Annotated in this window: 25 protein-coding genes and 1 tRNA gene; 18 read left to right on the top strand and 8 right to left on the bottom strand. The window is 71.3% G+C overall.

What is annotated here, in order from left to right; translation table 11 throughout:
* Nucleotides 1-111: 111 nt before the first annotated feature.
* On the bottom strand, nucleotides 112-429 hold the full coding sequence (locus ACS5PV_RS05455; protein WP_455394344.1) for a BrnA antitoxin family protein: 318 nt from the start codon (nucleotides 427-429) through the stop codon (nucleotides 112-114).
* Nucleotides 389-661 carry a BrnT family toxin gene (locus ACS5PV_RS05460; protein ID WP_455394345.1) on the bottom strand — a complete coding sequence of 91 codons (273 nt, stop codon included), beginning with the start codon at nucleotides 659-661 and terminating at the stop codon, nucleotides 389-391. Before ACS5PV_RS05460 ends, ACS5PV_RS05455 begins: the two co-directional genes overlap by 41 nt.
* 183 nt (nucleotides 662-844) lie before the next feature.
* Here ACS5PV_RS05460 and ACS5PV_RS05465 point away from each other — a divergent pair, with 183 nt between their 5' ends.
* The 4 genes from ACS5PV_RS05465 to ACS5PV_RS05480 all read left to right on the top strand — a co-directional run bounded on the left by ACS5PV_RS05465 (nucleotide 845) and on the right by ACS5PV_RS05480 (nucleotide 7,019).
* On the top strand, nucleotides 845-2,668 hold the full coding sequence (locus ACS5PV_RS05465; protein ID WP_455394346.1) for an ABC-F family ATP-binding cassette domain-containing protein: 1,824 nt from the start codon (nucleotides 845-847) through the stop codon (nucleotides 2,666-2,668).
* Nucleotides 2,669-3,054: 386 nt separating this feature from the next.
* Nucleotides 3,055-4,692 carry a porin gene (locus ACS5PV_RS05470; protein ID WP_455394347.1) on the top strand — a complete coding sequence of 546 codons (1,638 nt, stop codon included), beginning with the start codon at nucleotides 3,055-3,057 and terminating at the stop codon, nucleotides 4,690-4,692.
* Between the two features lie 192 nt (nucleotides 4,693-4,884).
* Complete coding sequence (locus ACS5PV_RS05475; protein WP_455394461.1) at nucleotides 4,885-6,720, top strand: OmpA family protein; 1,836 nt, start codon at nucleotides 4,885-4,887, stop codon at nucleotides 6,718-6,720.
* Between the two features lie 8 nt (nucleotides 6,721-6,728).
* Complete coding sequence (locus ACS5PV_RS05480) at nucleotides 6,729-7,019, top strand: hypothetical protein (protein WP_455394348.1); 291 nt, start codon at nucleotides 6,729-6,731, stop codon at nucleotides 7,017-7,019.
* A 270-nt stretch (nucleotides 7,020-7,289) separates the two neighbouring features.
* Here the strand turns inward: ACS5PV_RS05480 and ACS5PV_RS05485 are convergent, their stop codons facing one another.
* Entirely contained in the window at nucleotides 7,290-7,682 is a 393-nt protein-coding gene (locus ACS5PV_RS05485) for a winged helix-turn-helix transcriptional regulator (protein WP_455394349.1), read from the bottom strand.
* 82 nt (nucleotides 7,683-7,764) lie between these two features.
* On the opposite strand from ACS5PV_RS05485, the gene ACS5PV_RS05490 reads away from it, so the two are divergent.
* A complete protein-coding gene (locus ACS5PV_RS05490; RefSeq protein ID WP_455394350.1) occupies nucleotides 7,765-8,496 on the top strand; it encodes an SDR family NAD(P)-dependent oxidoreductase in 732 nt (243 codons plus the stop codon).
* 315 nt (nucleotides 8,497-8,811) lie between these two features.
* Here ACS5PV_RS05490 and serA read toward each other — a convergent pair whose 3' ends face one another.
* Nucleotides 8,812-10,059, bottom strand: coding sequence for a phosphoglycerate dehydrogenase (gene serA / locus ACS5PV_RS05495; RefSeq protein ID WP_455394351.1), 1,248 nt, complete (start codon nucleotides 10,057-10,059; stop codon nucleotides 8,812-8,814).
* Nucleotides 10,060-10,371: 312 nt separating this feature from the next.
* Between serA and ACS5PV_RS05500 the strand changes: the two genes are divergently transcribed.
* Nucleotides 10,372-10,965 (top strand): SCO family protein, encoded by a 594-nt coding sequence (locus tag ACS5PV_RS05500; RefSeq protein WP_455394352.1) that lies wholly within the window; start codon nucleotides 10,372-10,374, stop codon nucleotides 10,963-10,965.
* Here ACS5PV_RS05500 and ACS5PV_RS05505 read toward each other — a convergent pair.
* Nucleotides 10,910-12,799, bottom strand: a complete 1,890-nt coding sequence (locus tag ACS5PV_RS05505) for a glycosyltransferase family 2 protein (RefSeq protein WP_455394353.1) — start codon at nucleotides 12,797-12,799, stop codon at nucleotides 10,910-10,912. The genes ACS5PV_RS05500 and ACS5PV_RS05505 overlap by 56 nt on opposite strands.
* Nucleotides 12,800-12,939: 140 nt before the next feature.
* Here ACS5PV_RS05505 and ACS5PV_RS05510 point away from each other — a divergent pair, with 140 nt between their 5' ends.
* A complete protein-coding gene (locus ACS5PV_RS05510; RefSeq protein WP_455394462.1) occupies nucleotides 12,940-13,764 on the top strand; it encodes a transporter substrate-binding domain-containing protein in 825 nt (274 codons plus the stop codon).
* Between the two features lie 10 nt (nucleotides 13,765-13,774).
* Here ACS5PV_RS05510 and ACS5PV_RS05515 read toward each other — a convergent pair whose 3' ends face one another.
* Together ACS5PV_RS05515 and ACS5PV_RS05520 are read right to left on the bottom strand one after the other, a co-directional pair.
* Nucleotides 13,775-14,563 carry an SDR family NAD(P)-dependent oxidoreductase gene (locus tag ACS5PV_RS05515; protein WP_455394354.1) on the bottom strand — a complete coding sequence of 263 codons (789 nt, stop codon included), beginning with the start codon at nucleotides 14,561-14,563 and terminating at the stop codon, nucleotides 13,775-13,777.
* A gap of 29 nt (nucleotides 14,564-14,592) precedes the next feature.
* Entirely contained in the window at nucleotides 14,593-15,390 is a 798-nt protein-coding gene (locus ACS5PV_RS05520; RefSeq protein WP_455394355.1) for an SDR family NAD(P)-dependent oxidoreductase, read from the bottom strand.
* A 179-nt stretch (nucleotides 15,391-15,569) separates the two neighbouring features.
* Here ACS5PV_RS05520 and ACS5PV_RS05525 point away from each other — a divergent pair, with 179 nt between their 5' ends.
* From ACS5PV_RS05525 to tuf, 6 genes are all read left to right on the top strand, one after another.
* Nucleotides 15,570-15,830: a hypothetical protein gene (locus ACS5PV_RS05525; protein WP_455394356.1), complete on the top strand. Its 261-nt coding sequence runs from the start codon at nucleotides 15,570-15,572 to the stop codon at nucleotides 15,828-15,830.
* Between the two features lie 70 nt (nucleotides 15,831-15,900).
* A complete protein-coding gene (locus ACS5PV_RS05530; RefSeq protein ID WP_455394357.1) occupies nucleotides 15,901-16,383 on the top strand; it encodes a type II toxin-antitoxin system VapC family toxin in 483 nt (160 codons plus the stop codon).
* A 159-nt stretch (nucleotides 16,384-16,542) separates the two neighbouring features.
* Entirely contained in the window at nucleotides 16,543-17,568 is a 1,026-nt protein-coding gene (locus ACS5PV_RS05535; RefSeq protein WP_455394358.1) for an LLM class flavin-dependent oxidoreductase, read from the top strand.
* 131 nt (nucleotides 17,569-17,699) lie between these two features.
* Nucleotides 17,700-19,406 (top strand): lysine--tRNA ligase, encoded by a 1,707-nt coding sequence (locus ACS5PV_RS05540; protein ID WP_455394359.1) that lies wholly within the window; start codon nucleotides 17,700-17,702, stop codon nucleotides 19,404-19,406.
* A 130-nt stretch (nucleotides 19,407-19,536) separates the two neighbouring features.
* A complete protein-coding gene (locus ACS5PV_RS05545; RefSeq protein ID WP_455394360.1) occupies nucleotides 19,537-19,902 on the top strand; it encodes a hypothetical protein in 366 nt (121 codons plus the stop codon).
* 119 nt (nucleotides 19,903-20,021) lie between these two features.
* On the top strand, nucleotides 20,022-21,212 hold the full coding sequence (gene tuf, locus ACS5PV_RS05550) for an elongation factor Tu (protein ID WP_109973750.1): 1,191 nt from the start codon (nucleotides 20,022-20,024) through the stop codon (nucleotides 21,210-21,212).
* A 298-nt stretch (nucleotides 21,213-21,510) separates the two neighbouring features.
* Here the strand turns inward: tuf and ACS5PV_RS05555 are convergent, their stop codons facing one another.
* A complete protein-coding gene (locus ACS5PV_RS05555; protein ID WP_455394361.1) occupies nucleotides 21,511-23,196 on the bottom strand; it encodes a methyl-accepting chemotaxis protein in 1,686 nt (561 codons plus the stop codon).
* 222 nt (nucleotides 23,197-23,418) lie between these two features.
* Between ACS5PV_RS05555 and ACS5PV_RS05560 the strand changes: the two genes are divergently transcribed.
* The 5 genes from ACS5PV_RS05560 (at nucleotide 23,419) to rplA (ending at nucleotide 25,973) form a co-directional block, all read left to right on the top strand.
* Nucleotides 23,419-23,495, top strand: a tRNA-Trp gene (locus tag ACS5PV_RS05560).
* Between the two features lie 196 nt (nucleotides 23,496-23,691).
* Nucleotides 23,692-24,000, top strand: a complete 309-nt coding sequence (gene secE, locus ACS5PV_RS05565) for a preprotein translocase subunit SecE (RefSeq protein ID WP_455394362.1) — start codon at nucleotides 23,692-23,694, stop codon at nucleotides 23,998-24,000.
* Between the two features lie 91 nt (nucleotides 24,001-24,091).
* On the top strand, nucleotides 24,092-24,625 hold the full coding sequence (gene nusG, locus ACS5PV_RS05570; RefSeq protein ID WP_109975431.1) for a transcription termination/antitermination protein NusG: 534 nt from the start codon (nucleotides 24,092-24,094) through the stop codon (nucleotides 24,623-24,625).
* A gap of 178 nt (nucleotides 24,626-24,803) precedes the next feature.
* Entirely contained in the window at nucleotides 24,804-25,253 is a 450-nt protein-coding gene (gene rplK / locus ACS5PV_RS05575; protein ID WP_109973752.1) for a 50S ribosomal protein L11, read from the top strand.
* Between the two features lie 12 nt (nucleotides 25,254-25,265).
* Nucleotides 25,266-25,973 carry a 50S ribosomal protein L1 gene (gene rplA / locus ACS5PV_RS05580; protein WP_455394363.1) on the top strand — a complete coding sequence of 236 codons (708 nt, stop codon included), beginning with the start codon at nucleotides 25,266-25,268 and terminating at the stop codon, nucleotides 25,971-25,973.
* Nucleotides 25,974-26,160: the final 187 nt, after the last annotated feature.

The following is a 26,160-nucleotide window of genomic DNA, read 5'->3' on the forward strand; positions in this document are numbered from 1 at the left end:
GGCGCAGGCTCTCGCTGCTCCAGGGCCGCGATCCTAGGTTCCAACGGGCAGCGGTACGATGCAATCCGTCGGGGTCGGTGATGCGCAGCCCCGCCTTGCCGGCACCAACGCCTATGGCATCGTCTCGCGCAGCACCGCGTTCATGCGAGTCTGCCAGCCAGGGCCGCTCGCCTTCCAACGCTCGACGACGTCGGGGTCCAGGCGCAGCGTGACGAGCTTCTTGGCCTGCGCGACGGGCGGACGACCGCGCCCACGGCGGATCAGGGTCGCACCCCGGTAGGTGTCGGCCGCCGCAAGGTCCGCTTCGGCGAGTTCAGGCAGCTCGTCGTATTCCTCGGCCGTGATTGTGTGTGCATCGACCTTGGCAAAGTCGGTCGCCCCATATGCGTCAGGGGAAAAGGTGGGCGTAGCGGGCTTGCTCGCACTCATTGCACTTCCTCATCGTGAAGACGTGGCGGTCGTCGCCGCGCGGGGTCCATCCGATCATCACCATGCGCCGGTTGAGATGTCCGATCGTGATGTTCCGGGGCTCTCCATAATCGCGCCGCGCGTCCGGCCACGTATGATGGAGGCCGGCGAACACGGCCTCGGCGGACAGGAAGTCCAAGCCCCGCTCGCTCAGGGCACGGTCGCGCTTCGGCGGATCGAAGGTGATGGCCATAGATTTACCGTAACTACGATATTTCAGAAGGGCCGCGATGTCGAGGGGTGCAGTCGCTACCGGGCTCGGTCGAGCGTGTCTTCGACGGTTCGTCACGTGGCAGGGATCCGCTCCGCCGAGGCGCTTCGCCGACCGCCCGCCCGGGCTCGCCTTTCGCAAGAGCCTGCCGTAATCCCCCACCCCATGGCCGCTCCTCCGCTCCTCACCCTCCAGGGCATCGCGCTCACCTTCGGCGGCACGCCGCTGCTCACGAGTGCCGACCTCTCGCTCGCGCCCGGCGACCGCACCTGCCTCGTCGGCCGCAACGGCTCGGGCAAGTCGACCCTGCTCAAGGTCGCCGCCGGGCTGGTCGAGCCCGATCGCGGCGTGCGCTTCGTCCAGCCCGGCACCACCGTGCGCTACCTCGCGCAGGAGCCGGACTTTTCCGGGCACGCCACCACCCTGTCCTTCGTCGAGGCGGGGATGGGGCCGGGCGACGAGATCTACCGGGCGCGCTACCTGCTGGAGAGCTTAGGGATGACCGGCGAGGAGGATCCGAGCCGGCTGTCGGGGGGTGAATCGCGCCGCGCGGCGCTCGCCCAGGCGCTGGCGCCCGAGCCCGACATCCTGCTCCTCGACGAGCCGACCAACCACCTCGACCTCCCGGCGATCGAGTGGCTGGAGGCCGAGCTGAAGGGCAGCCGCTCGGCGCTCGTCCTCATCAGCCACGACCGGCGCTTCCTCGAATCGCTGTCCCGGGCCACCGTCTGGCTCGACCGCGGCACGACGCGGCGGCTCGACCAGGGCTTCTCCGCCTTCGAAGGCTGGCGCGACCAGGTGTTCGAGGAGGAGGAGCGCGACCGCCACAAGCTCGACCGCAAGATCGCGATGGAGGAGGACTGGCTGCGCTACGGCGTGACCGCGCGGCGCAAGCGCAACGTCAAGCGGCTGGCCGGCCTGCACGACTTGCGCCGCAAGGCCCGCGAGCATCGCGGCCCCGTCGGCACCGCGACCCTGACGGTGAGCGAGACCGAGGCCTCCGGCGCCCTGGTGGTCGAAGCGCGCGACGTGTCGAAGTCCTACGGCGACCGGCCGATCGTCCGCGACCTGAGCTTGCGGATCGCGAGGGGCGACCGGCTCGGCATCGTCGGCGCCAACGGCACCGGCAAGACGACGCTCGTCAACCTGCTCACCGGCCGGCTCGAACCCGATTCGGGCGTGGTGAAGGTCGGCGCCAACGTCACCCTCAACCTCCTCGACCAGCGCCGCAGCGCGCTCGACCCCGAGCGCACCGTCGCCGACGTGCTGACCGGCGGGGGCAGCGACAGCGTCCAGGTCGGCGGCCAGAGCCGGCACGTCGTCGGCTACATGAAGGACTTCCTGTTCTCGCCCGAGCAGGCGCGTACGCCGGTCCGCGTGCTCTCGGGCGGCGAGCGCAACCGGCTGCTGCTGGCCCGGGCACTGGCGGAAGCCGGCAACCTCCTGGTCCTCGACGAGCCGACCAACGACCTCGACCTCGAGACCCTGGACCTGCTCCAGGAGATGCTCGGCGACTATGCCGGCACCCTGATCCTGGTCAGCCACGACCGCGACTTCCTCGACCGGGTGGTCGACACGGTGCTGGTCTCGGAAGGGGAGGGGCGCTGGGTCGCCTATGCGGGCGGCTATTCCGACATGGTCGCCCAGCGCGGCGCCGGGGTCCAGGCGCGCGGCGTCGTCGACCCGAAGGGCGCGGCCAGGAGCACGGGCAGGGATGCGCCGAAGGCTGCCGCAGGCCGTCCGGCGGCAAAGAAGCGCCTCGGCTTCAACGAGCAGCACGAGCTCAAGACGCTGCCGACCCGGATCGCGGCGCTGGAGGGCAACCGGGCGAAGCTCCGCGCCGCCCTCGACGACCCGACCCTCTACGCCCGCGACCCCGCCCGCTTCGAGGCGATCTCCCGCACCCTGGCGACGACCGAGGCCGACCTCGCCGGCGCCGAGGAGCGCTGGCTCGAGCTCGAGATGATGCGGGAGGAGCTGGAGGGCTGATTCTCCCGACTCAACCTGAGAGTGATCCAGGTTGTGGCCGCGGGGCGCTCCTCCGGTCCATGAGACGACAGAGTGGCGCGCGAGATCTCCAATTCTCGCACGCAGGGCGCCCGGATTTAGCTGACCCGCGTAAGCTTTCGTGGCGTCCGTGCAACATTGCGGCCGAAACCCGGTGACTTGGCCGTCCCGGACGCTGATCCCGGTTGATCGCTGTTAGCGCCTCGCACATGGTGCCTCTGCACCGGGGACAACCCCGGCGCGGCCCGGATGACATCCCCACAGGGGAGCGCCGGGCGCAAGGGGATAAGAGTGGCGTGGTTCGGCTCCCGTAGGATCGTCGAGACACAGTCGTTCACCCCCAGGGTCTCGAAACTTTGGAGGTCTCGATGAAGCTCGTGAAGAGCCTTCTGCTGGGTTCGGCTGCCGGCCTGACCGTCGTTGCGGGAGCGCAGGCTGCCGATCTGCCGATCAAGAAGGCGGCGCCTGTCGAATACGTTCGTGTCTGCTCGGCCTACGGTGCCGGCTTCTTCTTCATTCCCGGTACCGACACCTGCCTGCGCGTCTCCGGCCGCGCCCGCTTCGAAGCCGGCTACTCGCAGGGCTACCAGCGCGGCAACAACAACGGCGATCTGATGGGCTACCGCGGCCTCGGCCGCCTCAACCTCGACGCCCGCACCCAGACCGCCTACGGCACGCTCCGCGCCTTCGTGCGCTTCGAGCTCGCCTCGCGGACCGGCGCCTACCTGAACTCGGGCACGCAGCAGCGCATCGCCAACGCCTTCCCGGCGCTCGGCGTCGACACGTTCGGCCGCGCCCAGCAATACGTGAACGTCGACAAGGCCTTCATCCAGTTCGCCGGCCTCACCGCCGGTCGCGCGGCCTCGTTCTACGACTTCTACGCCCACGACTTCGAGATCATCGGCACCTCGCTGGGCTCGGACGTCTCCTCCACCAACCTGCTCGCCTACACGGCGACCTTCGGTGACGGCTTCTCGGCGACGATCTCGGTCGAAGACCCGATCTTCCGCAAGAACCCGCTGTTCGGCATCGGAAGCCAGGTCGGCGCCACCGCGAGCCAGTTCGCGGTCTTCACCGCCGCGGCCGCCAACCTGAGCCCGGTCGTCGCCACCACCGCCGGCGGCGTTCCGGTCGGCCTGGCGTACTACGACCTGCGCCAGACCTCGCGCATGCCCGACTTCGTCGGCGCGCTGCGCTACGACGCCGCCTGGGGCTCCGCCCAGCTCTCGGCCGCCGTGCACGAGCTGAACGCCCAGAACGCGACGCAGGTCCTGACCTTCGGCGGTGCCACGATCCCGTCCGGCTCGGTCGTGACCCCGCGCGTCCAGACCGAGTACGGCTGGGCCGTTCAGGGTGGTCTGAAGTTCAACCTGCCGTTCATTGCCGCCGGCGACGCCCTGTACCTCCAGGGTTCGTACGGCGAGGGCGCCCAGCTCTACACCGGCTACTCCCAGTACATCGGCACCTACACCGCCAGCGCCGGCAACACCCAGGGTGCGCCGTTCGCGACCTACTTCACCGACGCCGCCGTCAACCCCCTCACGGGCAAGATGGAGCTGTCGACCAGCTGGACGGTCGTCGGGTCGTACCTGCACTACTGGGCGCCCGAGTGGCGGTCGGCGATCATCGGCAGCTACGGCGAGATGTCGTTCGGCAAGACCAGCCGCAACCTGCTCGGCGGCCTGAACTTCAACGGCCTCGGCAACCCGGTCAACAGCCCCGGCAACTTCCTGTTCAGTGCCGCGCTGCGCGACACCAGCCAGATCGTCGCCGGCGCGAGCCTGATCTGGTCGCCGGTGAAGGACCTCGATATCGGCGTCGAGGGTCTCTACAACCGCGTCGACATCAAGAACGGCCGGGTCATCGACCAGAACAAGGCCCCGGGTGGCGTCGCCGCCGGTGTGAACGCCGCCGGCCTGCCGGTGGCCGCCAACGGCGCGATCCTGCCGACCACCAACTACGCGGACACGTTCCAGGTCCGCATGCGCGTCCAGCGCGACTTCTAAGCCTCGGGAACCGGTCCCCTCGGGGACCGTCTCCACCTCTCCCAGGGTCCCGGCTCCGTGCCGGGGCCCTTTTTCGATTCCGCCCCACGCCCTGTCGCGCCTTGCTGATGCCGGAAACCGCCGCCAGGGTGGCGGCTCGCGCGGACCTCGGCCTCCGCGCCGTTCCTATCCGTGACGAGGTCCCGAGTGGCGATGCGTTCGATCGGCTGGCTCGCCGGCCTCCCCCTGCTGGCCGGCGCGTGGGTCGCGGCCACCGCCTTCGCCGAACCGCGACTCGAAGCCGCTCTCGAGGCCCCCGCGGGCGTGGTCGCGTCCGGCACCGGCCGCAACGGCGCCGAGCCCTGGCTGCGGGTCGAGGCGCGGGGCCGCGACCTCGTGGCGAGCGGCGAGGCGCCGATGCAGGCCGCCCTCGACGAAGCTCGTGCCGCCCTGTCCGCCGTTCCGGGCCACCGCCGCCTCCTCGACCGCCTCGGCCTCGTCGCCGAGGTCTCGCCCTTCACCTGGGCGGTCGTCCACCGTACGCCGGACCGCCTCGACCTCATCGGCCACCGCCCGGCGGAGATCGGCCGCGCGGCGCTCGCCGAGACCTTGAGCGCCGGCCTGCCCGCCGGGCTCTCCCTGCGCGACGCCGCGCGGGCCGCCCGCGGCGCGCCCGAGACCTTTCCCGAGGGCGCCCGCTTCCTCCTCGCGCAGGTGCAGCACCTGAAGCCCGGCGCCACCGCGGCGATGCGCGACCGCGTGCTCTCGGTCCACGGCGAGGCGGCGAGCGTCGAGGCCTATGCCGGCCTCAAGGCCGACCTCGCCCGCCCGCCGGCCGGGTTCACCATCGGCGAGGTCGGGGTCGAGCCGGCCCTGGTCTCGCCCTTCACCTGGACGGCGAGCCGCGGTCCCGACGGCATCCGGCTCGACGGCTACACCGTGTCGGAGGCCGACCGCGCGGCGATTCTTGCCGCCGCGCGCCTCCTCGCCGACGGGGCGCCCGTGGCCGACGCGATGCGCACCGCCCGCGGGCTGCCCGCGGGGATCGACGCGCGGGCGCTGATCGACCGCGCCTTCGCGGCCCTGGCGCTGGTGCGGGAGGGCAGCGTCTCCCTCGATGGGGCCGCCCTGTCGATCCGGGGCGCCGCCATCGACGGCCAGGCCGTGCGCGAGGCCGAGGCCCTCGCCGGCTCCCTGCCGGCCGGCGTCTCCCGCGGCACGCTCGCCCTCACGGCGAGCCGGGTCTCGCCCTACCTCGTCACGGTCCGGCGCGGGCCGGACGCCTTCACCCTCACCGGCCACCTGCCCGACGCCGAGGCGCGGGCGGCGATCCGGACGGCCCTGCGCTCCTCCCTCTACGGCGAGCGGATCGTCGACCGCACCCGCCTCGCCGACGGCGCGCCGCCCGGGCTCCTCGACGGCCTGACCGCCGGGATCGGCATCCTCGGCCAGATCGCCGAGGGCGAGGTCACGGTGCGCGACCAGAGCCTGCGCATCGCCGGCGAGGGGCTCTACCCCGAGAGCGCGCGCCGCATCGCCGCGGAGGCCGCCCGGATCGCGCCGCCCGGCTGGCGCATCGATGTCGCGGTCGAGGCCCGCGGCGCCGCCCCGGTCCGGGAGCCTGCCGCCTGCCGCGAGACCTTCGCGGCGCTCGCAGCCGGGCAGACCCTGCGCTTCGATCCCGGCAGCGCCGACCTGAAGGCCGCCTTCTACCCCGTCCTCGACGAGGTCGCGGGCCTCGCCCGCGCCTGCCCGCAGGCCCGGATCGAGGTCGCCGGCCACGACGACCCGCCCGGCACCGCGCCGCCCGCCCCGAAGGAGGCCCCGCCCAAGGCGAGGCCCGCGGCGAAACCCGGCAAGCCGGCGGAGAAGCCCGGGGACAAGGCTCCCGAGACATCCGCGATGCCCGATCCCGGCCTGCCGCAGCGGCGCGCCGCCGCGATCGTCGACTACCTGCTCAAGGCCGGCATCCCGGCCGACCGGATCGCCGCCGCGCCGGCCGAGGCCGCCGCCGACCGCCGGGCGGTCGCCTTCGCCCTGCGCTCGTGAGGCCCGCCGTGCTGATTCTCGCCACCGTCGCCTGGCCCGGCCTCCTCGCCGCGCTCCTGATCGGGGCCGGCACCGGCCGCCTTGCCGGCCTGCCCGCCGGTCGGGGCCCGCGCCTCGCCGCCGGCCTCGTCGTGCTCCTCGCCCTCGCCGCGGGCGCGGCGGCGCTCGCCGGCCTGGCACCTGCGGGGCGGCTCGCGGTACCGGGGCGGGAAGGTTTCTGGCTCGAGACCGCCGCGCTGATGCTGGTGGTCTACCTCGCCGGCTGCATCCTCGGCGCCGCCCTGCCGCGGCGGGCGTGAGGGATCCTCGAAGAAAATCGACGGACCGGTCGCTGACCGGTGCCGGAAGGCATGCCGCTCGGGATCCCTCTCGCGGGCGGGACCGGGCTCGCCCGGGATCGCTGCATGTGCGGCAGAGCGGTGCGGCCCGAGTTCATCGGCTTGGCCGTTCGAAGGACTGCCGAGGACGGGACGTGGGCCGCGACGCCGAGTTCGTGAGCGGACGTTCCGCCTTCGGCTCCGACCAGACACAGCGGTTCGACGTCTGGCGAACTGGGAGCGGACCCGCCCTCACGGCCTCGTCTTGATGCTGTCATGCTGGTGGTTGGCCGCCTCGATCGCTGCGCCGTGATCGAGCGCCCATGTGCAGAGCGCTTCGAACGGCTGACGCAGCGAATGACCCAGCGGGGTGATCGCGTACTCGACGCCGATGGGCGAGGTCGGCAACACCGTCCGGGTCACCAGACCGTTGCGCTCCAGCCGTTTCAGCGCGTCCGCCAGCGCCTTGTGCGTGATGCCGTCGAGCCGCCGCTTGATCGCGTTGAACCGCGACGGCCGCGGGCACAGCACCGTGAGGATCAGGATCGTCCACTTGTCGGCGATCTTGTCCAGCACCGGGCGGACCCGCGCCATGTTGGCGAGCGCGCACTCGGACGCCACGTCGAGGTCGGTATCATCGGCCATATCTAGGCTAACCTAAGTGCGTTCTTGATAGCAGATATATGATCTGTATCTCCTGCGCCATCGCAGATGAAGGGATGCCGCGATGGCTCGCATGGTGGACAAGGTCGCTCTCGTGGTCGGCGGGGCGAAGGGCATCGGCCTCGCGGTCGCCGAACGGCTGGCGATCGAGGGTGCGTCGGTCGTCTTCACCGGGCGGCGTGCCGACGAGGTCGAGGGCGCCGCCGCACGGATCGGACGTGGGGCACGGGGTCTCGTCGCGGACGCGGCCCTGCGGGAGGATCTGCACCGCGTCGTGGCGACGGTGCGGGAGATCCATGGCCGGATCGACGCGCTGGTCCTCAACGCGGGCCTCTCGGAGCCGGCGACCCTGCGCGAGGGGACACCCGAACATTTCGACCGGCACTTCGCCGTCAACGTCCGTGGGGCCGTCTTCGGATTGCAGGCGGCCCTGGGAGCGATGGGGCGGGGCGGGTCCGTCGTGCTGATGGGGTCGATCGCCGACGCCATGGGGGTGACGCCCTACGGCACCTACGCCGCGACGAAGGCGGCGCTTCGGTCCTACGCGCGGACATGGACGGCCGAACTGGCTCCGCAGGGCATCCGCGTGAACGTGGTGGCCCCCGGCCCGACCGATACCGCCATGATGGCGAGCGTGCCGGAGGAGGGGCGGGCCGCGCTGATCGCGCCGATCCCGCTCGGCCGCATGGCGCGTCCCGAGGAGGTGGCGGCAGCCACGCTGTTCCTGCTGAGCGACGAGGCGAGCTTCGTCGCGGGAGCCGAATTGTGCGTCGATGGCGGGATGCGACAAGTCTAGCGTTTCGACAACGGTGTCAGCGTGTCCGCTTCGACCGGCTCGCAACCCCGAAGCGGGCCGCTGCGAAACCGCTCCGCGCCGTCGTCCGGCACCGTCTCGTCACCTGCCTGGAAGCCGGCCATCCGAGCGGCCGCAGGCAGCCCCTCGCATCACCAGGCCGCTCGACCAGGCCGCTCGACCAGGCCGCTTGGGTCCGGGCCGTACCCCTCGCCCACGCCGTGCAGCGATCCCGGGATCGCCGGGAGCGGGGAGCCGGCGCGCTTCGGGCCGGCTCCGGGCGGATCGAGCGGGACGTGATGGTCCCGCCGCCCGCCTTCAGCGGCGCTCGTAGAGCAGCCGCGCCCGGATGGTGCCGTCGATGGAGCGCAGCTCCTCCAGCAGCGCCTCCGGGTCGACGTCGGTCGCGTCGGTCTCGACCACGACGTAACCGACCTCGCCGTCGGTCTGGTAGAACTGCGCCGCGATGTTGATGTGCTTGCGGGCGAAGGTCTCGTTGAGGCGCCCGAGCATGCCCGGCAGGTTGCGCTGCACGTGGATGAAGCGCAGGCCGGTCGGCCGGGCCGGCAGCTGCACCTGCGGGAAGTTCACCGCGCCGACCGTCGAGCCGATGTCGGAATAGTCGACGAGCTTCCTCGCCACCTCGGCGCCGATGCGCTCCTGTGCCTCCTCGGTCGAGCCGCCGACATGCGGGGTGAGGATGACGTTCTCGAGCCCCTGGAGCGGCGAGACGAAGCGCTCGCTGTTCGACTTCGGCTCGACCGGGAAGACGTCGACGGCCGCACCCCGCAGGTGGCCGTCCTTCAGGGCCGAGGCCAGGGCGTCGAGATCGACGACCGTGCCGCGGGAATTGTTGATGAGGTACGAACCCGGCTTCATCGCCCGGATCTCGGCCTCGCCGATCATGTTGTGGGTCGAGGCCGTCTCGGGCACGTGCAGCGAGACCACGTCGCTCTGGGCGAGCAGCGTGTCGAGGCTGTCCACCGGCTCGGTGTTGCCGTGGCGCAGGCGGTCGGTGAGGTCGTGGAAGATCACCCGCATGCCCATCGCCTCGGCGAGGTTCGAGAGCTGCGAGCCGATATTGCCGTAGCCGACGATGCCGAGGGTCTTGCCGCGGACCTCGAACGAGCCGTTCGCCGACTTGTCCCAGCCGCCGACATGGGCCGAGACCGAGCGCGGCACGATGCGGCGCAGCAGCATCACGATCTCGCCGATGACGAGTTCGGCCACCGAGCGGGTGTTGGAGAACGGCGCGTTGAAGACCGGGATGCCGCGCCGGCGCGCCGCGTCGAGGTCGACCTGGTTGGTGCCGACCGAGAAGCAGCCGACGGCCATCAGCCGGTCGGCGGCCTCGAAGGCGGCCTCGTCGAGCTGGGTGCGCGAGCGGATGCCCAGGATGTGCACGCCCTTGAGCGCCTGGTGCAGGTCGGCTGGGTCCAGGGCCTTCGCCAGCCGCGTGACGGTGACGTAGCCGGACGCCTCCAGCAGCGACACCGCGCTGTCGTTGATGCCTTCGAGCAGAAGGATGCGGATCTTGTCCTTGGGCAGTGAGAGCTTGTCGGCCATGGCGGGTCTTCTTGGCAGGTATTTTTGGGAATCGGAGGCCGCGGAGAGGCGCGGAACCGGTTGGCGCGAGCGATAGGAGAGCGGGCGACGCAACGCAACATGGGGTCCGGTTACCTCGGGTCTGCCCAGGCGCAGGGCAGCTTTGCGCCCATCGCGCGGGCAATCGGCCTCCGGGGCAGCCCCGTGCCCGGTTCTCCCCAGTGTGACCCCGTGCCTAGTTCTCCCCGGGGTGACCCCGTGCCCCCTTGCGGCCGCGGGCCGGGGGTGCTCCACCGGCGCCGTCCGCCCCGGCCAGCCAGGAAGAGACCGCCGATGCCCCTCACGCCCCGGATGCGCCGCGCCGCGATCCCGCTCCTCGTCTTCGCCCTCGGCCTCGCGGTGCTCGGCCTCACCGCGAGCCTGATGCTCGGCCGCCCGGCCACCGGCACCAGCGCGGTCGGCGGGCCGTTCACCCTGGTCGACCAGGACGGCCGCACCGTCACCGACCGGACCTTCGCCGGCAAGCCGCACCTGGTGTTCTTCGGCTTCACCCACTGCCCGGACATCTGCCCGACCACCCTGCAGCAGATCTCCGACGTGCTGGCGGCGCTCGGGCCGCAGGGCCGCGACGTGAAGGCGCTGTTCGTCACCGTCGATCCCGAGCGCGACGACCCGAAGGCGCTCAAGGAGTACCTGTCGAGCTTCGATCCCCGCATCGTCGGGCTGACCGGCTCGCCCGAGGCGGTGGCCGCCACCGTGAAGGCCTACCGCGCCTACAGCCGCAAGGTGCCGCTCAAGGACGGCGACTACACGATGGAGCACACGGCGCTCGTCTACATCATGGACGGGCGCGGCAACTTCGTCGGCGCGCTCAACCTGATGCGCCCGGCCAAGGACGCCGCCGCCGAGGTGGCGCGCCAGCTCTGACGATCCCGCCTCTCCGCATCGCCCCGGTGCGGGAGGTGGCGGAGAGCCCATGCTCGGTCTTGTTCCAGCGGTAGGGCGCGAGCAGCCATTCGAGGAGGCCGAGCCAGGCCGCCACGCTGACGAGGCCGTAATAGACCGGCAGCACCAGCACCCAGGGGGCGAGGCGCCACCAGCCCCGCCGCAGGCAGCCGGCGAGCGCCGGCAGCCCCATCGCCCCGAGACCGGCGACGAAGACGGTGGCGCCGGTCGCCGTCACCAGGTTGGCGACGAAGTCCGGACCCGCCGGCAGCGGATCGGCCGCAAGATGCCACACCGCCAGCGCGATCCCGAACGGATAGGCGAGGGCCGAGACGACCGTGCCGGGCACCATGGCGACCGCACAGAGCACGCCGAGGGGGCCGAGGCGCCGGAAGGCCCGGACGGGGTGACGGCTGTGGGTGATCGTGGTCTGGAGAAAGCCTTTCAGCCAGCGGGTGCGCTGGCGCAGCCAGGGCCGGACCGCGGCGGGCGCCTCCTCCAGGGTCGAGAGCGGCAGGTCGCCGACCCGGTAGCCGGCGAGCGACAGGCGCAGGCCGAGATCGGCATCCTCGGTGACGTTCCAGGCGTCCCAGCCGTGCAGTTCGCGCAGCACCCCGGTGCGGAAGTGGGTGGTCGTGCCGCCGAGCGGCACCGGCAGGTGGGCCGAGGCCAGCAGCGGCAGCAGCACGTCGAAGAGCGCCGCGTATTCGAGGGTGAAGCAGCGGGTGAGCCAGGAATCGTCGGTGTTGTCGATCACCAGCCGCCCTTGCAGGCAGGCGAGCCGGTCCGAGCCGGCGCGAAACAGGGCGGCGGCGGCCCTGAGCTGGCCGGGATCCGGCACGTCCTCGGCGTCGTAGACCACCAGGTGCTCGCCGCGGGCGAGCGGCAGGGCGACGTTGAGGGCCCGCGGCTTGGTGCGGGGCAGGCCGGCGGGCGCCGTCACCACCTCGAAGCGGGCCGGCAGCGGCAGGGCGGCGAGCGCCGCCGCGGTGGCGGTGTCGTCGGCCTCGATCACGAACTTGAGGTCGAGCTTCGAGGCCGGGTAGTCGAGCCGGGCGAGCGCGCCGACGAGGCGCGGCACCACCTTCGTCTCGCGGTAGAGCGCGACCAGCACGGTGTAGACCGGCAGTTCCGCATCCGGCAGGGCGGGCAGCTGGGGGAGGGGATCGGGCCGCAGCAGCGGAGCGGCGAGGCGGAAGACGATCACCGCCAGGACCGTGAAATTGAGAAGCGCCAGGGCGGCGAGCTGGAGCCAGGGCGCGGCGTCGAGGAGGAGCACGGCCGCCGCGAGGCCGAGCAGGAGGACGAGGATCTGCCCCGGATGCAAGCCCGGGCGGTAGGCCCAGTCGGGTGCCCGCACCTCCAGCGCCTCGGCGGCCTGGGCCGCGGCGCGGGGGCCGGCGGTCGCCAGCACCGCGGCCGCGAGCGCCGCGGGCGTCGTGAAGATGGCGCCGGGCGGCGCGCCGGCGGCAAGAAGCGCCGCCACCGCCCCGGGCGGCGGAGCGAGGACGACCTCGCCCAGCATTCCCACGGCGGCGCCGAGGCGGATGTCGTCGGGAAACCGCGCCTCGGCGTGCAGGACGAGGCCGGCGCCTCGGAACGGCCGGCCCAGCGCCCGGGCGAGGGCGGAATAGTAATCGGCCTCGCTCATCAGCCCGGCGCGCAGCAGCGCCGCGACCGGCTCCGTGCCCTCCCGGCGCGCGAGGAAGGCGGCCTCGCGCACGAGGCCGAGATCGACGCCCTGGCCGAGCAGGAAGGCGAGCTCGCCGGGCAGGACGACCGCGGCGCCCTGGGGTGACCGGACCTCGACGAACATCTCGGGCCCTCGACGATGCCGGCTCCCCCCGGCGGAGGTTCGTGGTAGGAGAGCCTATGGCTCTCCCCGTCCCCGCGACAGCGTCGCGCCTCTCGTCCCGCGGATTCTTCGCAACCGTGGCGCGGATGCCGCAGCGTCAGATGCGCGGCCTGCTGGCGGCCGTGCTGGCGCTCGCGACACTGCCGGCGGCGGCCGCCGAGCCGGTGACGATCCCGAACTTCTGGAACCCCCGCGCCCGGCTGGAGCGGCCCGAGCCGCCGCAGGCGACCCGGCCGGTGCGCTTCCTCACCGACGACGAGTACCCGCCGCTGCACTTCGCCGGGCCGGACGGCAACCCGACGGGCTTCTCCGTCGAGCTCGCCCGGGCGGCGTGCGAGAAGCTCGGCCTGACCTGCACCGTGCAGGTGCGCCGCTTCGACACCCTGCTCGACGCGCTCCAGGCCAACCAGGGCGACGTGGTGGCCGCCGCCCTCCCGCTCACCCCCGCCTTGCGGGCCAACCACCGGGCGACCCGGCCGTATTTCCGCTGGCCGGGCCGCTTCGCGGTGCGCGGCGACAAGAACCTGCCGGCGCCCGACGCGAAGGTGATCGCCGAGCACCCCACCGGCGTGGTCTCGGGCACGGCGCACGAGGCGTACCTGCGCACCTTCTTCCACGCGACCCCGAAGACCTATCCCGATCTCGGCACCGCCGAGGCCGCCCTGCGCCGCGGCGAGATCGAGTACCTGTTCGGCGACGGGCTCGCCCTGGCCTTGTGGATCGGCGGCACGGAGGCTTCCGGGTGCTGCGCCTTCTCGGGCGGCGATTACCTGGAGAACCGCTACTTCGGCGAGGGCACCGCCTTCGTCACCCGCAAGGAGGACGAGGCCCTGGCCCGCGCCCTCGACGACGCGCTCCAGCGCCTGTGGGACGAGGGGAAGTACGCGGAGCTGTACCTGCGGTTCTTTCCGGTCAGCCCGTTCTGAGCGCAGGCCGTCAGGCCTTCCGTGGCACGAACGGATGCGTGCTCGACAGCCCGCCATCGACCGCGAGCGCCTGGCCGTTGACGTACGAGGCCTCCTCGCTCGCCAGGAACACGGCAGCCGCCGCGATCTCCTCCGGGGCGCCCGCCCGGCGCGCGGGGTTGAGCTGGCCGATGCGGTCGGCCTTGCCCTTCGCGCGGGCCGCGGCGAACAGGCCCGCCGTCATGCCGGTCTCGATCAGGCCCGGGCAGACGGCGTTGATGCGCAGGCCCGATCCCGCGAAGGCGTCGGCGGCGGTCTGGACCAGGCTGATCACCCCGGCCTTGCTCGCGCTGTAGGCCGCGCCGGCGGCGTTCGCCCTGAGACCCGCGACCGAGGCGGTGCAGACGATCGCCCCGCCGCCGTGGCGCAGGATGAGCGGCCCGCCATGCTTGATCGCCAGGAACGCGCCGATCAGGTTGACGCGCAGGACCTCCTCCCAGAGATCCACGCTCTGCTCGGTGAACGGCACGGTGCCGCCGCCGATGCCCGCATTGGCGTGGATCGCGTCGAGCCGGCCGAATTCCCGCTCGGTCGCCGAGAGGAACGCGGTCACGTCGGCCTCGCGCCCGGCATCCGCCGTGAGCGCCAGGGCCCGGCCGCCGTCTGCTGCGATCAGCGCGGCGGTCTCCTCGACGCTCAGCCCGTCGCGGTCGACCACCGCGACGGCGGCGCCCTCGCGGGAGAAGAGCCGGGCCGAGGCGCGGCCGATGCCGCTGCCGGCGCCGGTGACGAGGACGGCCTTGTCGGTGAAGCGTGCCATCGCGTTCTCCTCCTGACGCCCTGATCGTCTCACGCGACCGTGTAGCCGCCGTCGATCACCAGCACCTGGCCGGTGTGGTAGGCCGAGGCCCCGCTCATCAGGTAGACGGCGATGCCGCCAAAATCCTCCGGCCGGCCGAAGCGGCGGGCGGGGATGCGCGGCAGGTTGAGCGTGACGAACTTCTCGTTCGCCATCAGGCCGGCGGTCATGTCGCTCTCGATCCAGCCCGGCAGGATCGCGTTCGCCGTCACGCCGTAGCGGGCGAGCTCCACGGCGAGCGCCCGCACCATCGCGTTGAGCGCCCCCTTGGTGGCACCGTAATGCTCGTTGCGGGCCGCCCCCAGCAGCGAGGCGACGCTGGAAGTGGCCACCAACCGCCCGAAGGCGTCGCCTTGGCCGGCGCGCTCGGCCATGTGCCGGGCCGCGACCTGGAAGCTCGCCACCACCCCGTCGAGGTTGACCGCGAAGGTGCGCCGCCATTCCTCCGGCTCGCGCTCCAGGAACGAGCGCCGCCCGCCGCCGGCGACGCCCGCATTGGCGAACATGCCGTCGACCCGGCCGAAGCGCGCGAGCGTCGCGTCGAAGGCGCGCTGCACGGCCTCCGGGTCGGCGACGTCGCAGGTCTCGGCCGCGACCGGGCTGCCCGTGGCGGCGAGGCGCTCCAGTGCGCGGCGGTTCTTCTCCTCGTCGCGCCCCCAGATCGAGACAGCGCAGCCGGCCCCGGCCAGGGCCTCGGCCATCCCGAGCCCGATGCCGCCATTGCCGCCGGTGACCACCGCCACCCGGCCGGTGAGATCGAACACGCCCGCCGCAGGTCTGTCGGTCATGGGTCCTCCCGTGCACCGGCCTCCCTTGGGATCCACGAACGCGACGGTCGCGGATGGGGCGATGCTCACGCCGACCCTTCCCGAAAGAGGCCGGCGGGGCAAGCCGGCTCGTGCCGCATCGCCCTTGTCCGGTCGCCTGGCCCTCCCTATCATCGCATCGCAAGCGAAGGTGCCAGTCGATGCGATCGACCGTGAAAACGGGCCATACGGCGCTCCTCGACGATGCGCGCAGCGCCGGCCTGCTCGGTGCTCCCACCGAGCAGCTGAGCTTCGAGGCGCCTGCGGCCCTCGTAGAGGCGGCCATGCGCGCGACGGGGGTCTCCTCCGTCCAGGAGCTCGGTCTTGTGGCACTATCGGCTCTGGCATGCCCGGACCCGGTGGCCGATATTCTCAAGCGGCTGCGTGGAAACCTCGGCGAAGACCACTCGCTTGACTTCTGACCTCCGCACGCATCTCCGGCGTCGGAAGCCGGAGAAGCGACGGACTCGGCTTGCTCAGCGTCCTCGCGAGATGCTGGAGTCGATCGCGGATGTCAGTGCCCGTTCGCAGCTGCCTCTCCTCCTTGATACAAACATCTACATCTTGGACGCCAGCGGCAAGCTTCCCGATACGGTCGCTACATTCATCGAACGGTCGCGGCTGTTTCACTGCACGATCTGCCTTTCCGAAATCGCAACCGGGATCGCCAACGCCGCTCCGGCACGCGGCTGGAGCGCTATCCGCGATCATTATGCGGCCGTGTTCGAGGCCATTCCGGCACACCGCCTCCTGGTGCCCGCGGCAGAGGTCTGGATCGATGCCGGCCTCATCGTTGGGACGCTTGCTCGCGTGCAGGATTTCCAACGCGCTCAACTGAAGGAATGCCTGAACGATGCGTTGATCTTCCTGACTGCCGCGCGCGCCGGCATTCCTGTCCTGACCCCAGACCGCGGCGACTACGACCTGATCCAGCAACTTGCGCCGGAAGGTCGGTTCATCTCGTTCGATCTCTGACGGCCTCCTGCCAGCGTGACCATACCGCCCCGGTCACCCCCGACGCTTCGCTCGTGGCACACGCATAGGTCACCCGCACAACCCCGCCTTGCGCTCGGCCTCGCCCAGCCAAATCTTCGACGCCAGCAGGGGACACGCACTCACTTCCGGGATCCGCCGATGCCGCCATTCTCGATCCTCGACCTCGCGCCGATCCCGCAAGGGTCCACGGCGGGCGACGCCTTGCGCAACACACTCGACCTCGCGCAGGCCGCCGACCGCTGGGGCTTCACCCGCTACTGGGTGGCCGAGCACCACAACATGACCGGGATCGCCAGCGCCGCGACCTCGGTGGTGGTGGGCTACATCGCCGGGGGCACGCACCGGATCCGGGTCGGGGCCGGCGGCATCATGCTGCCGAACCACTCGCCGATGGTGATCGCCGAGCAGTTCGGCACGCTCGCCGAGCTCTATCCGGGCCGCATCGATCTCGGCCTCGGCCGCGCGCCCGGCACCGACCAGCGCACGCTTCGGGCCCTACGCCGCGATCCGGCCGCCTCCGACCACTTCCCCCAGGACGTGCTGGAGCTCCAGACCCTGCTCGGGCCGCTCGATGCCGGGCGGGTGATCCAGGCGGTGCCGGGCACGGGCACCAACGTGCCGCTGTGGATCCTCGGCTCGAGCCTGTTCGGGGCGCAGCTCGCGGCGATGCTCGGCCTGCCTTACGCCTTCGCGTCGCATTTCGCGCCCGACGCCCTGATGCAGGCGCTGGAGGTCTACCGCGCGCGCTTCGAGCCCTCGGGCCAATTGGCGAAGCCCCACGCGATGGTCGGCGTCAACGTGATCGCGGCGGAGACCGACGCCGAGGCGCGCCGCCTGTTCACCTCGGCGCAGCAGGCCTTCACCAATATCTTCCGCGGCACACGCGGCCAGCTGCCGCCGCCGATCGACGACATCGAGACCTACTGGTCGGGTCACGAGAAGCTCCAGGCCTCCGGCATGCTGGCCTGCTCGGTGGTCGGTTCGCCCGAGACGGTGCGCAAGGGCTTGGATGCTATCGCGGCCCGCACCGGTGCCGACGAGTTCATGGTCGCCGCCGCGATCTACGACCACCGGGCGCGGCTGCGCTCCTACGAGATCCTGGCCGACATCATGGCCGATCAGCGGTCGGCCGAGGCGCCGGCGCGCGAGCCCGCCCACGCGTGACGTCGTCCGGGCTCCCGGCAGCGATGCCGGGGGTTACGGAATCGGCGCGCGTTGACCCTCGGGAGCGCGGCCCATAGGGTGCCGGGCTCCCGTCCACCCTCAACCGGAAGGCCGCGTCGCGCGCGGCCTCGATGGCCATGTCCGCATTCAGCATCGATCCCGCTCTGGCGGAGGCCGCCGCCTCCGCGTCCGCCTGGCCCTTCGAGGAGGCGCGCAAGCTCGTCGCCCGGCTGGAGCGGACGGGCAAAGGCGAGGTGCTGTTCGAGACCGGCTACGGCCCCTCGGGCCTGCCGCATATCGGCACCTTCGGCGAGGTCGCCCGCACCTCGATGGTGCGACACGCCTTCCGGATGCTGACGAACGATGCCGTGCCGAGCCGCCTCGTCGCGTTCTCGGACGACATGGACGGGTTGCGCAAGGTGCCGGAGAACGTGCCGAACAAGGCGCTGCTCGCCGACAACCTCAACAAGCCGCTGACCGCGGTGCCCGATCCGTTCGGCACCCACGACAGCTTCGGCGCCCATAACAACGCCGAGCTGCGCCGCTTCCTCGACTCGTTCGGCTTCGACTACGAGTTCCTGTCGGCGACCGAGTGCTACCGCTCGGGCCGGTTCGACGCCACGCTGCTGCGGGTGCTGGAGCGCTACGACGCCGTGATGGCGGTGATGCTGCCCTCGCTGCGCGCCGAGCGCTCGGCCTCGTACTCGCCGTTCCTGCCGCTCCACCCGGTCACCGGCCACGTGATGCAGGTGCCGATCGACGAGGTGAAGGTGGCCTCGGGCACCATCGTGTGGCGCGATCCGCAGACGGGCGAATCGTACGAGACCCCGGTCACCGGCGGCCACGCCAAGCTGCAGTGGAAGCCCGACTGGGCGATGCGCTGGGTCGCGCTCGGCGTCGATTACGAGATGGCCGGCAAGGACCTGATCGACTCGGTCAAGCTCTCCGGGCAGATCGCCCGCGCGCTCGGCGCCGAGCCGCCCGAGGGCTTCAACTACGAGCTGTTCCTCGACGAGCGCGGCCAGAAGATCTCGAAGTCGAAGGGCAACGGGCTCACCATCGACGAGTGGCTGGCCTACGGCACGCCCGAGAGCCTGGCCTTGTTCATGTACAACAAGCCGCGCGAGGCCAAGCGCCTGCACTTCGACGTCATCCCGCGCCACGTCGACGACTACCTGTCGTTCCTGGAGAAGTTTCCGGGGCAGGACCCGAAGCTGAAGCTCGGCAACCCGGTCTGGCACCTGCATGCCGGCGAGCCGCCCCTGCCGGAGCGGGTGGGGAACAGCGGGGCGATCCCGTTCGCGATGCTGCTCAACCTCGTGGCGGTGGCCAATACCGAGGACCCGGCGGTGCTGTGGGGCTTCATCCGCCGCTACGCGCCCGAGGCTTCGCCCGAGACGCATCCGCGCCTCGACCGGCTGGTCCACCACGCCGTGCGCTACTTCCGCGATTTCGTGCGGCCGGCCAAGACCTACCGGGCGCCGAGCGAGGAGGAGGCCGCCGCCCTGCGCGACCTCTCGGACACGCTGGCGACGCATACCGGCTCCACCGATCCGGAAGCGTTGCAGGCGGCGGTCTACGAGGTCGGACGGCGCCACTTCCCCGACCTGTCGGGCAAGTCGAAGAGCCCGGACGGCCGGCCGGGCGTGGCGCAGACGTGGTTCACCACGCTCTACGGCATCCTGCTCGGCGAGGCCCGCGGGCCCCGCTTCGGCTCCTTCGTGGCGCTCTACGGCGTCGAGGAGACCCGCGCGCTGATCGCCCGCGCCCTGTCGGGGGCGCTCGCCGAGGAGCACGCCGCGTTCCTCGACAGCCGCAAGGCGCCGGAAGCGGCCTGATTCCATTCGGCCCCCGCCTCGCCGCGGGGGCCGTCCCACATTGTCCCCACCCGTCCACCCGTTTACCTTGGCAGCAGGGAATCAGAGGTGGTATGGAACAGAGCAGGAACAAACGCCCCGGGACCTCGCCATGCGCGCCGTGATGCCGTTGCTGCTCGTTGCCCTCGCGGGACCGTCGCACGCGATCGAGGTGGCGCGCCCGGCCCGTGAGGCGGCGGCGATCGCACGGCTGAGAGGCTGCCTGGCGCGGGAATCCGCCGCGGCGCGGATTCGCCGCGAGACGCCGGAGCATTTCGCCGTGCGGGCGCAGCACATCTGCCTGCAGGCCAAGCGCGACGCCGCGCGGGCGAAGGCGGTGGCCCTGGTCGCCGCCGGCTTCACGGAGGCGCCGGACCTCGTCGGCGCCGTCGAGCAGCTGCTCTCCGACCACGAGCGCGAGACCGCGGAGGCCTATGCCCGCAGCCTCGACCGCCGCCGCGTCGCGGGCACGCCCTGAAGGCCCTCTGCAAGGGGGCCGCACGATCCCGGACTTGATCAACCGGCGCTAACCCTCTAAGCGGGCCGCGCCTTCCGCCCGGCTGCACGTCGTGGGCGGGCTTGCCGCAGGTGATGGATATGGCCAAGGAAAAGTTTTCGCGGACGAAGCCGCACTGCAACATCGGCACCATCGGTCACGTTGACCATGGCAAGACCTCTCTGACCGCGGCGATCACGAAGGTCCTGGCCGAGTCGGGTGGCGCGACGTTCACCGCCTACGACCAGATCGACAAGGCGCCGGAGGAGAAGGCGCGCGGCATCACGATCTCGACGGCGCACGTCGAGTACGAGACCCCGAACCGTCACTACGCGCACGTCGACTGCCCCGGGCACGCCGACTACGTGAAGAACATGATCACGGGCGCCGCGCAGATGGACGGCGCGATCCTGGTCGTGTCGGCGGCTGACGGCCCGATGCCGCAGACCCGCGAGCACATCCTGCTCGCGCGCCAGGTCGGCGTGCCGGCGCTGGTGGTGTTCATGAACAAGGTCGACATGGTCGACGATCCGGAGCTGCTGGAGCTGGTCGAGCTCGAGGTGCGCGAGCTTCTCTCGAAGTACGACTTCCCGGGCGACGACATCCCGATCACCAAGGGCTCGGCTTTGTGCGCGCTCGAGAACCGCGAGCCGAAGATCGGCCACGAGGCGATCCTCGAGCTGATGAAGACGGTGGACGCCTACATCCCGCAGCCGGAGCGTCCGATCGACCTGCCGTTCCTGATGCCGATCGAGGACGTGTTCTCGATCTCGGGCCGCGGCACGGTGGTGACGGGCCGCGTCGAGCGCGGGATCGTGAAGGTCGGCGAGTCGGTGGAGATCGTGGGCATCCGCGCCACGACGACGACGACGGTGACCGGCGTCGAGATGTTCCGCAAGCTGCTGGACCAGGGCCAGGCTGGCGACAACGTCGGCGTTCTTCTGCGCGGCACGAAGCGCGAGGACGTGGAGCGTGGGCAGGTTGTGTGCAAGCCGGGTTCGGTGAAGCCGCACACGAAGTTCAAGGCCGAGGCGTACATCCTGACGAAGGAGGAGGGCGGTCGGCACACGCCGTTCTTCACGAACTACCGTCCGCAGTTCTACTTCCGGACGACGGACGTGACGGGCGTGTGCCAGCTGCCTGAGGGCACCGAGATGGTGATGCCGGGCGACAACGTGACGATGGACGTGACGCTGATCGTTCCGATCGCGATGGAGGAGAAGCTGCGCTTCGCCATCCGCGAGGGCGGCCGCACCGTCGGCGCCGGCGTCGTCGCCTCCATCACCGAGTAAATCGGACGATCGTCGGTCCGGGGCCGGAGACGGCTCCGGACGCATAAGGGGTGGGTGCCGCGCGGCGCCCGCCCCTTATGCATTCTGCAGGTTCCCCTGGGCGTTCTCTCATGGGCTCGCCCCCACTCCCATCCACGCCCTCATCCTGAGGCGCGGGTGAAACGAGCCTCGAAGGAGGCCTCCAGAAGCCTTTGCGAGGCCTGGAGCCCTCCTTCGAGGCACGCTCCGCGTGCACCTCAGGATGAGGTCGCGGGTGGAAGGAGCTTGCCGTGCGCCGGGCGCGGAGGCCTGCCCGCCCTCACGCCGCCCGCACACCCTCCAGGAAGCACCCGACCTCCGCGTCGAGATGGTGCGAATGCCGCGACAGCTCCGAGGCGGCGGCGAGCAGGTGATGCGCCGCATTCCCGGTCTCCTCCGCCGCGCCGGCGACCCCGGCGATATTGTGCGTCACCTCGCCGGCCCCGATCGCCGCCTGCGACACGCTGCGGACGATCTCCTGCGTCGTCGCGTCCTGCTGGCCGACCGCCGCCGCGAGCGCGCCGGCAACGTCGCTGATCTCCTGGATCCGCGCCACGATCCCGCCGATCGCCGACACCGCCTGGCCGGTCGCGGCCTGGATCTCGCCGATCTGGCCCGAGATCTCGCCGGTCGCCCGCGCGGTCTGGCCGGCGAGTTCCTTGACCTCGGCCGCCACCACCGCGAAGCCGCGTCCCGCCGCGCCCGCACGCGCCGCCTCGATGGTGGCGTTGAGCGCCAGCAGGTTGGTCTGGTCGGCGATCGACGAGATCAGGCCGAGCACGTCGCCGATCCTCGCCGCGCCCCGGGTCAGGTTCTGCACCAGCGCCGCGGTCTCGCCGGCTTCCGTGACTGCGGCCCGGGCGAGGCCGGCGGTGCCGGCGACCTGGCGGCCGATCTCCTGCACGCTCGCTCCCATCTCCTCGGCGGCGGCCGCCACCGCGCCGACATTCGCCGCCGCCTCCTCGGCGGCGGCCGCGACCGCGGTCGACTGGCTGGCGGTCTCGGTCGCGGTGGCGGTCATCGCCTGGGCGGTGGCCTGGAGCTCGGCCGCCGCGGAGGTCACCGAGACGACGATGCCGCCGACCACGCCCTCGAACCCGTCGGCCATCTCGCGCATCAGCGCCCGGCGCTGCACCTCGCCGTCGGCCCGCAGCCGCGCCTGTTCGGCCTCGAGCGCGGTGGCCCGGATCATGCTCTCCCGGAACACCTGCACCGCCCGGCCCATCGCGCCGATCTCGTCCCGGCGCTCGGTCGAGGGCACGGCTGCCGCGGTATCGCCCGCGGCGAGGCGGTGCATCGCGGCCGTCATGCGCCCGAGGGGGCGGCTCACCGAGAGAATCAGCATCAGGGCGGCGCCGGCGGCGAGGAGCGCCGCGACGCCGAGGAACAGCACCATCTGCCCTTGCGTGCGCGCATAGGCGGCCTCGGCGGCGCGGCCGCTCTCGGCGGCGGCGGCCTCCGTGCGGTCGACGAGCTTCACCAGCGTGGCGATCACCTCGCGGATCGCATCCGACATGGTGGTGTTGTAGAGTTCGAGCGCCGCCGTCGGGTCGCCTCCCTCGGCGCGCCGCAGGGCGTCGGCCTGGAGATTCAGGTAGGTCTGCCATTGCCGGCCGAAGGCGGCGTAGATGGCCTGCATCTCGGGGGAGGACGGGATCCGGCCGTAGGCCTCGCGCTCCCTGGCCAGCTCCTCGACGCGCTGGCGCATCGACGCCGCCGCGTCCTCCCGCTGCCGGTCGGTGCGGGCCGAGATCAGGCGGCTGCCGTTGACCCGGACCCGCAGCGTCAGGGCCTGGATCCGCCCCAGGGTCTGGGTCGCCGGCAGCACCACGCCGCGCAGCTCCGCCACCGCCTCCTGCTGGATCTGCGCCTGACGGAAGGCCAGACCCGCCAGCCCGGCCATCAGCACGAGCATCACCGAGAAGCAGCCGATCAGCTTAGTGCGGATCGAGAGCCTGTTCAGCATGATGTTACAGCCTTGTATAATCGGAATGAACTAAAATTCTGAAGTGTCCATGGTCGTACAATACTGGTTAAAAAATGCTGCTGTCGTCGCCTGTGGTCCCCGTCGCGGCGTGCCGGACCGATCGCTGCCGGCGTCCTGCGCGCCGGTCGTCCGGGCCGCGCGACATTCCGCTTGCATCGGGGCGGGCGATCCGGCTACAGAGCGGTCGCGCCGCGGCGCTGCAGGAGTGTAGCTCAACTGGTCAGAGCACCGGTCTCCAAAACCGGGGGTTGGGGGTTCGAGTCCCTCCACTCCTGCCAGGGACCGCGAGCCGACCGGAGCCTCCAGCGAAAGCCGGCGGACCTCCGCAACAATCCGTCCGGGCCAGTCGACAAGCGCACGCAACTGCGCTAGACGCTGCGCCCATCCCAGATCGAACAGGCGGCGATGCGGGCCGGGGGTGATCCTTCAGCCTGCCTGCCGCCGTTGGTTTCGAGCGCATCGGTTGTCCGAGCCATGGCATCGAACGAAGCGACGAAGAAGATGGACCTCGGGCGCAACGCCTCCCGCAGCACCCCGCCGACCCGCGGCGGTTCTGCCTCGCCGACGCCGCCCGCGCGCCCGGCGCAGAAGCGCGTCGGCCCGTTCGAGTTCCTGCAGCAGGTGCGCGACGAGGGCCGGAAGGTCACCTGGCCGACCCGCAAGGAGACCCTGGTCACCACCCTGATGGTGTTCGTCATGGTGGTGGTGGCGAGCGTGTTCTTCACCGTCGTCGACCAGGTCCTGCGCTACGCCGTGACGCTGGTGCTGGGCATCGGGGCCTGATCGGGCCGTCAAGACCCGGCAAAGCCGGACCGCAAGACCCCGGCAGGGCCGGCCCGAAAGTCGGGGCCGCCGCCGGACTGGAGTGAACGCCGTGTCGAAGCGCTGGTACATCGTCCACGCCTATTCGAACTTCGAGAACAAGGTCGCGCAGTCGATCAAGGACCAGGCGGCGCAGCGCGGCCTGACGGAGAAGTTCGACGAGGTCATGGTTCCGACCGAGAAGGTCGTGGAGGTGCGCCGCGGCCGCAAGGTCGATGCCGAGCGCAAGTTCTTCCCCGGCTACGTGCTGGTGAAGTGCGACCTCACCGACGAGGTCTACCACCTCATCAAGAACACCCCGAAGGTCACCGGCTTCCTCGGCGCCGACAAGTCGAAACCGGTACCGATTCCGGACGCCGAGGCCGAGCGCATCAAGGGCCAGGTCCAGGAAGGCACCGAGCGCCCGAAGGCCTCGATCGCCTACGAGGTCGGCGAGCAGGTCCGCGTCGCGGACGGCCCCTTCGCCTCGTTCAACGGCGTTGTCGAGGAAGTCGACGAGAGCCGGTCCCGCCTCAAGGTGGCGGTCTCCATCTTCGGCCGGGCGACCCCGGTCGAGCTCGAATACGGTCAGGTCGAGAAGCTCTGATCGTAACCGGCGGATCCTTTTGAGAATGCCATGGGGCGCGGCAGCGCGCCTCGTTCGTCGTTCCCGTAGGACCGCCCCTCACCCGCGGAAGGCCCGCCCGGTACCGCCACCAGGAGCCCGGGCCGCACCGCGACCTGCAACCGCCCTCAGTCGATAGGGCTATTCTGGGAGCAGTCCCATGGCGAAGAAGATCACGGGCTACGTGAAGCTTCAGGTCCCGGCCGGCGCCGCCAATCCGTCGCCGCCGATCGGTCCCGCGCTCGGTCAGCGCGGCCTCAACATCATGGAATTCTGCAAGGCCTTCAACGCGAAGACCTCGCAGATCGAGAAGGGCACCCCGATCCCGGTGATCATCACCGCGTATCAGGACCGCTCCTTCACCTTCGAGATGAAGCAGCCCCCGGTCTCGTTCTTCCTCAAGAAGGCGGCCGGCCTGAAGATCGGCAAGAAGCCGGCCTCCGGCTCGAAGACCCCCGGCAAGGGCGCGCCCGCCGGCAAGATCTCCGAGGCGCAGATCCGCGAGATCGCCGAGAAGAAGATGCCCGACCTGAACTGCGATTCGGTCGATTCCGCCGTTGCCATGATCCGCGGTTCCGCCCGCGCCATGGGCCTCGAGATCACCGCGTAAGGGGAGGGCGACATGGCACAGACAGGCAAGCGCATCCGCTCCGCCCGCGAGGGCATCGAGGCCACCAAGCTCTATCCGCTCGCCGACGCGGTGAAGCTGATCAAGGAGCGGGCCAAGGCCAAGTTCGACGAGACCTTCGAGGTCTCGATGAATCTCGGCGTCGACCCCCGCCACGCCGACCAGATGGTCCGCGGCGTCTGCAACCTGCCGAACGGCTCCGGCCGGACCGTGCGGGTGGCGGTGTTCGCCCGTGGGCCGAAGGCCGACGAGGCCCGGGCCGCCGGCGCCGACATCGTCGGGGCCGAGGACCTGCTCGAGACGATCCAGGGCGGCACGATCGACTTCGATCGCTGCATCGCCACCCCGGACATGATGCCGCTGGTCGGCCGCCTCGGTAAGGTGCTGGGCCCGCGCGGCCTGATGCCGAACCCGAAGGTCGGCACCGTCACCATGGACGTGAAGGGCGCCGTCGCCGGCGCCAAGGGCGGCTCGGTCGAGTTCCGCGTCGAGAAGGCGGGCATCGTCCACGCCGGTATCGGCAAGGTCTCGTTCGACGAGCAGAAGATCGTCGAGAACATCCGCGCCTTCGCGGATGCCGTGGCCAAGGCGAAGCCCGCCGGCGCCAAGGGCACCTACATCCAGCGCATCGCCGTCTCCTCGACGATGGGCCCGGGCGTGAAGGTCGATCCCTCGAGCGTGCTGGTCGCCGCCGGCGCCTGACGCCGACGCGACTGTCGCGATGACGACGTGAAGTGCCCGGTCCGGCAACGGACCGGGCACTTCGCGTTTGGGGGCTCGCGACTCTCGCCTGGGTCAGGTGTCTGACGCTGCGGCATCACGATCTCCGGCGCGGATCCCGCAACGCGGCGAAAACCCGCCGCGGCGGGGCAGCCAACCGGCGACGCTG

Source organism: Methylobacterium sp. Gmos1 (assembly GCF_053764715.1).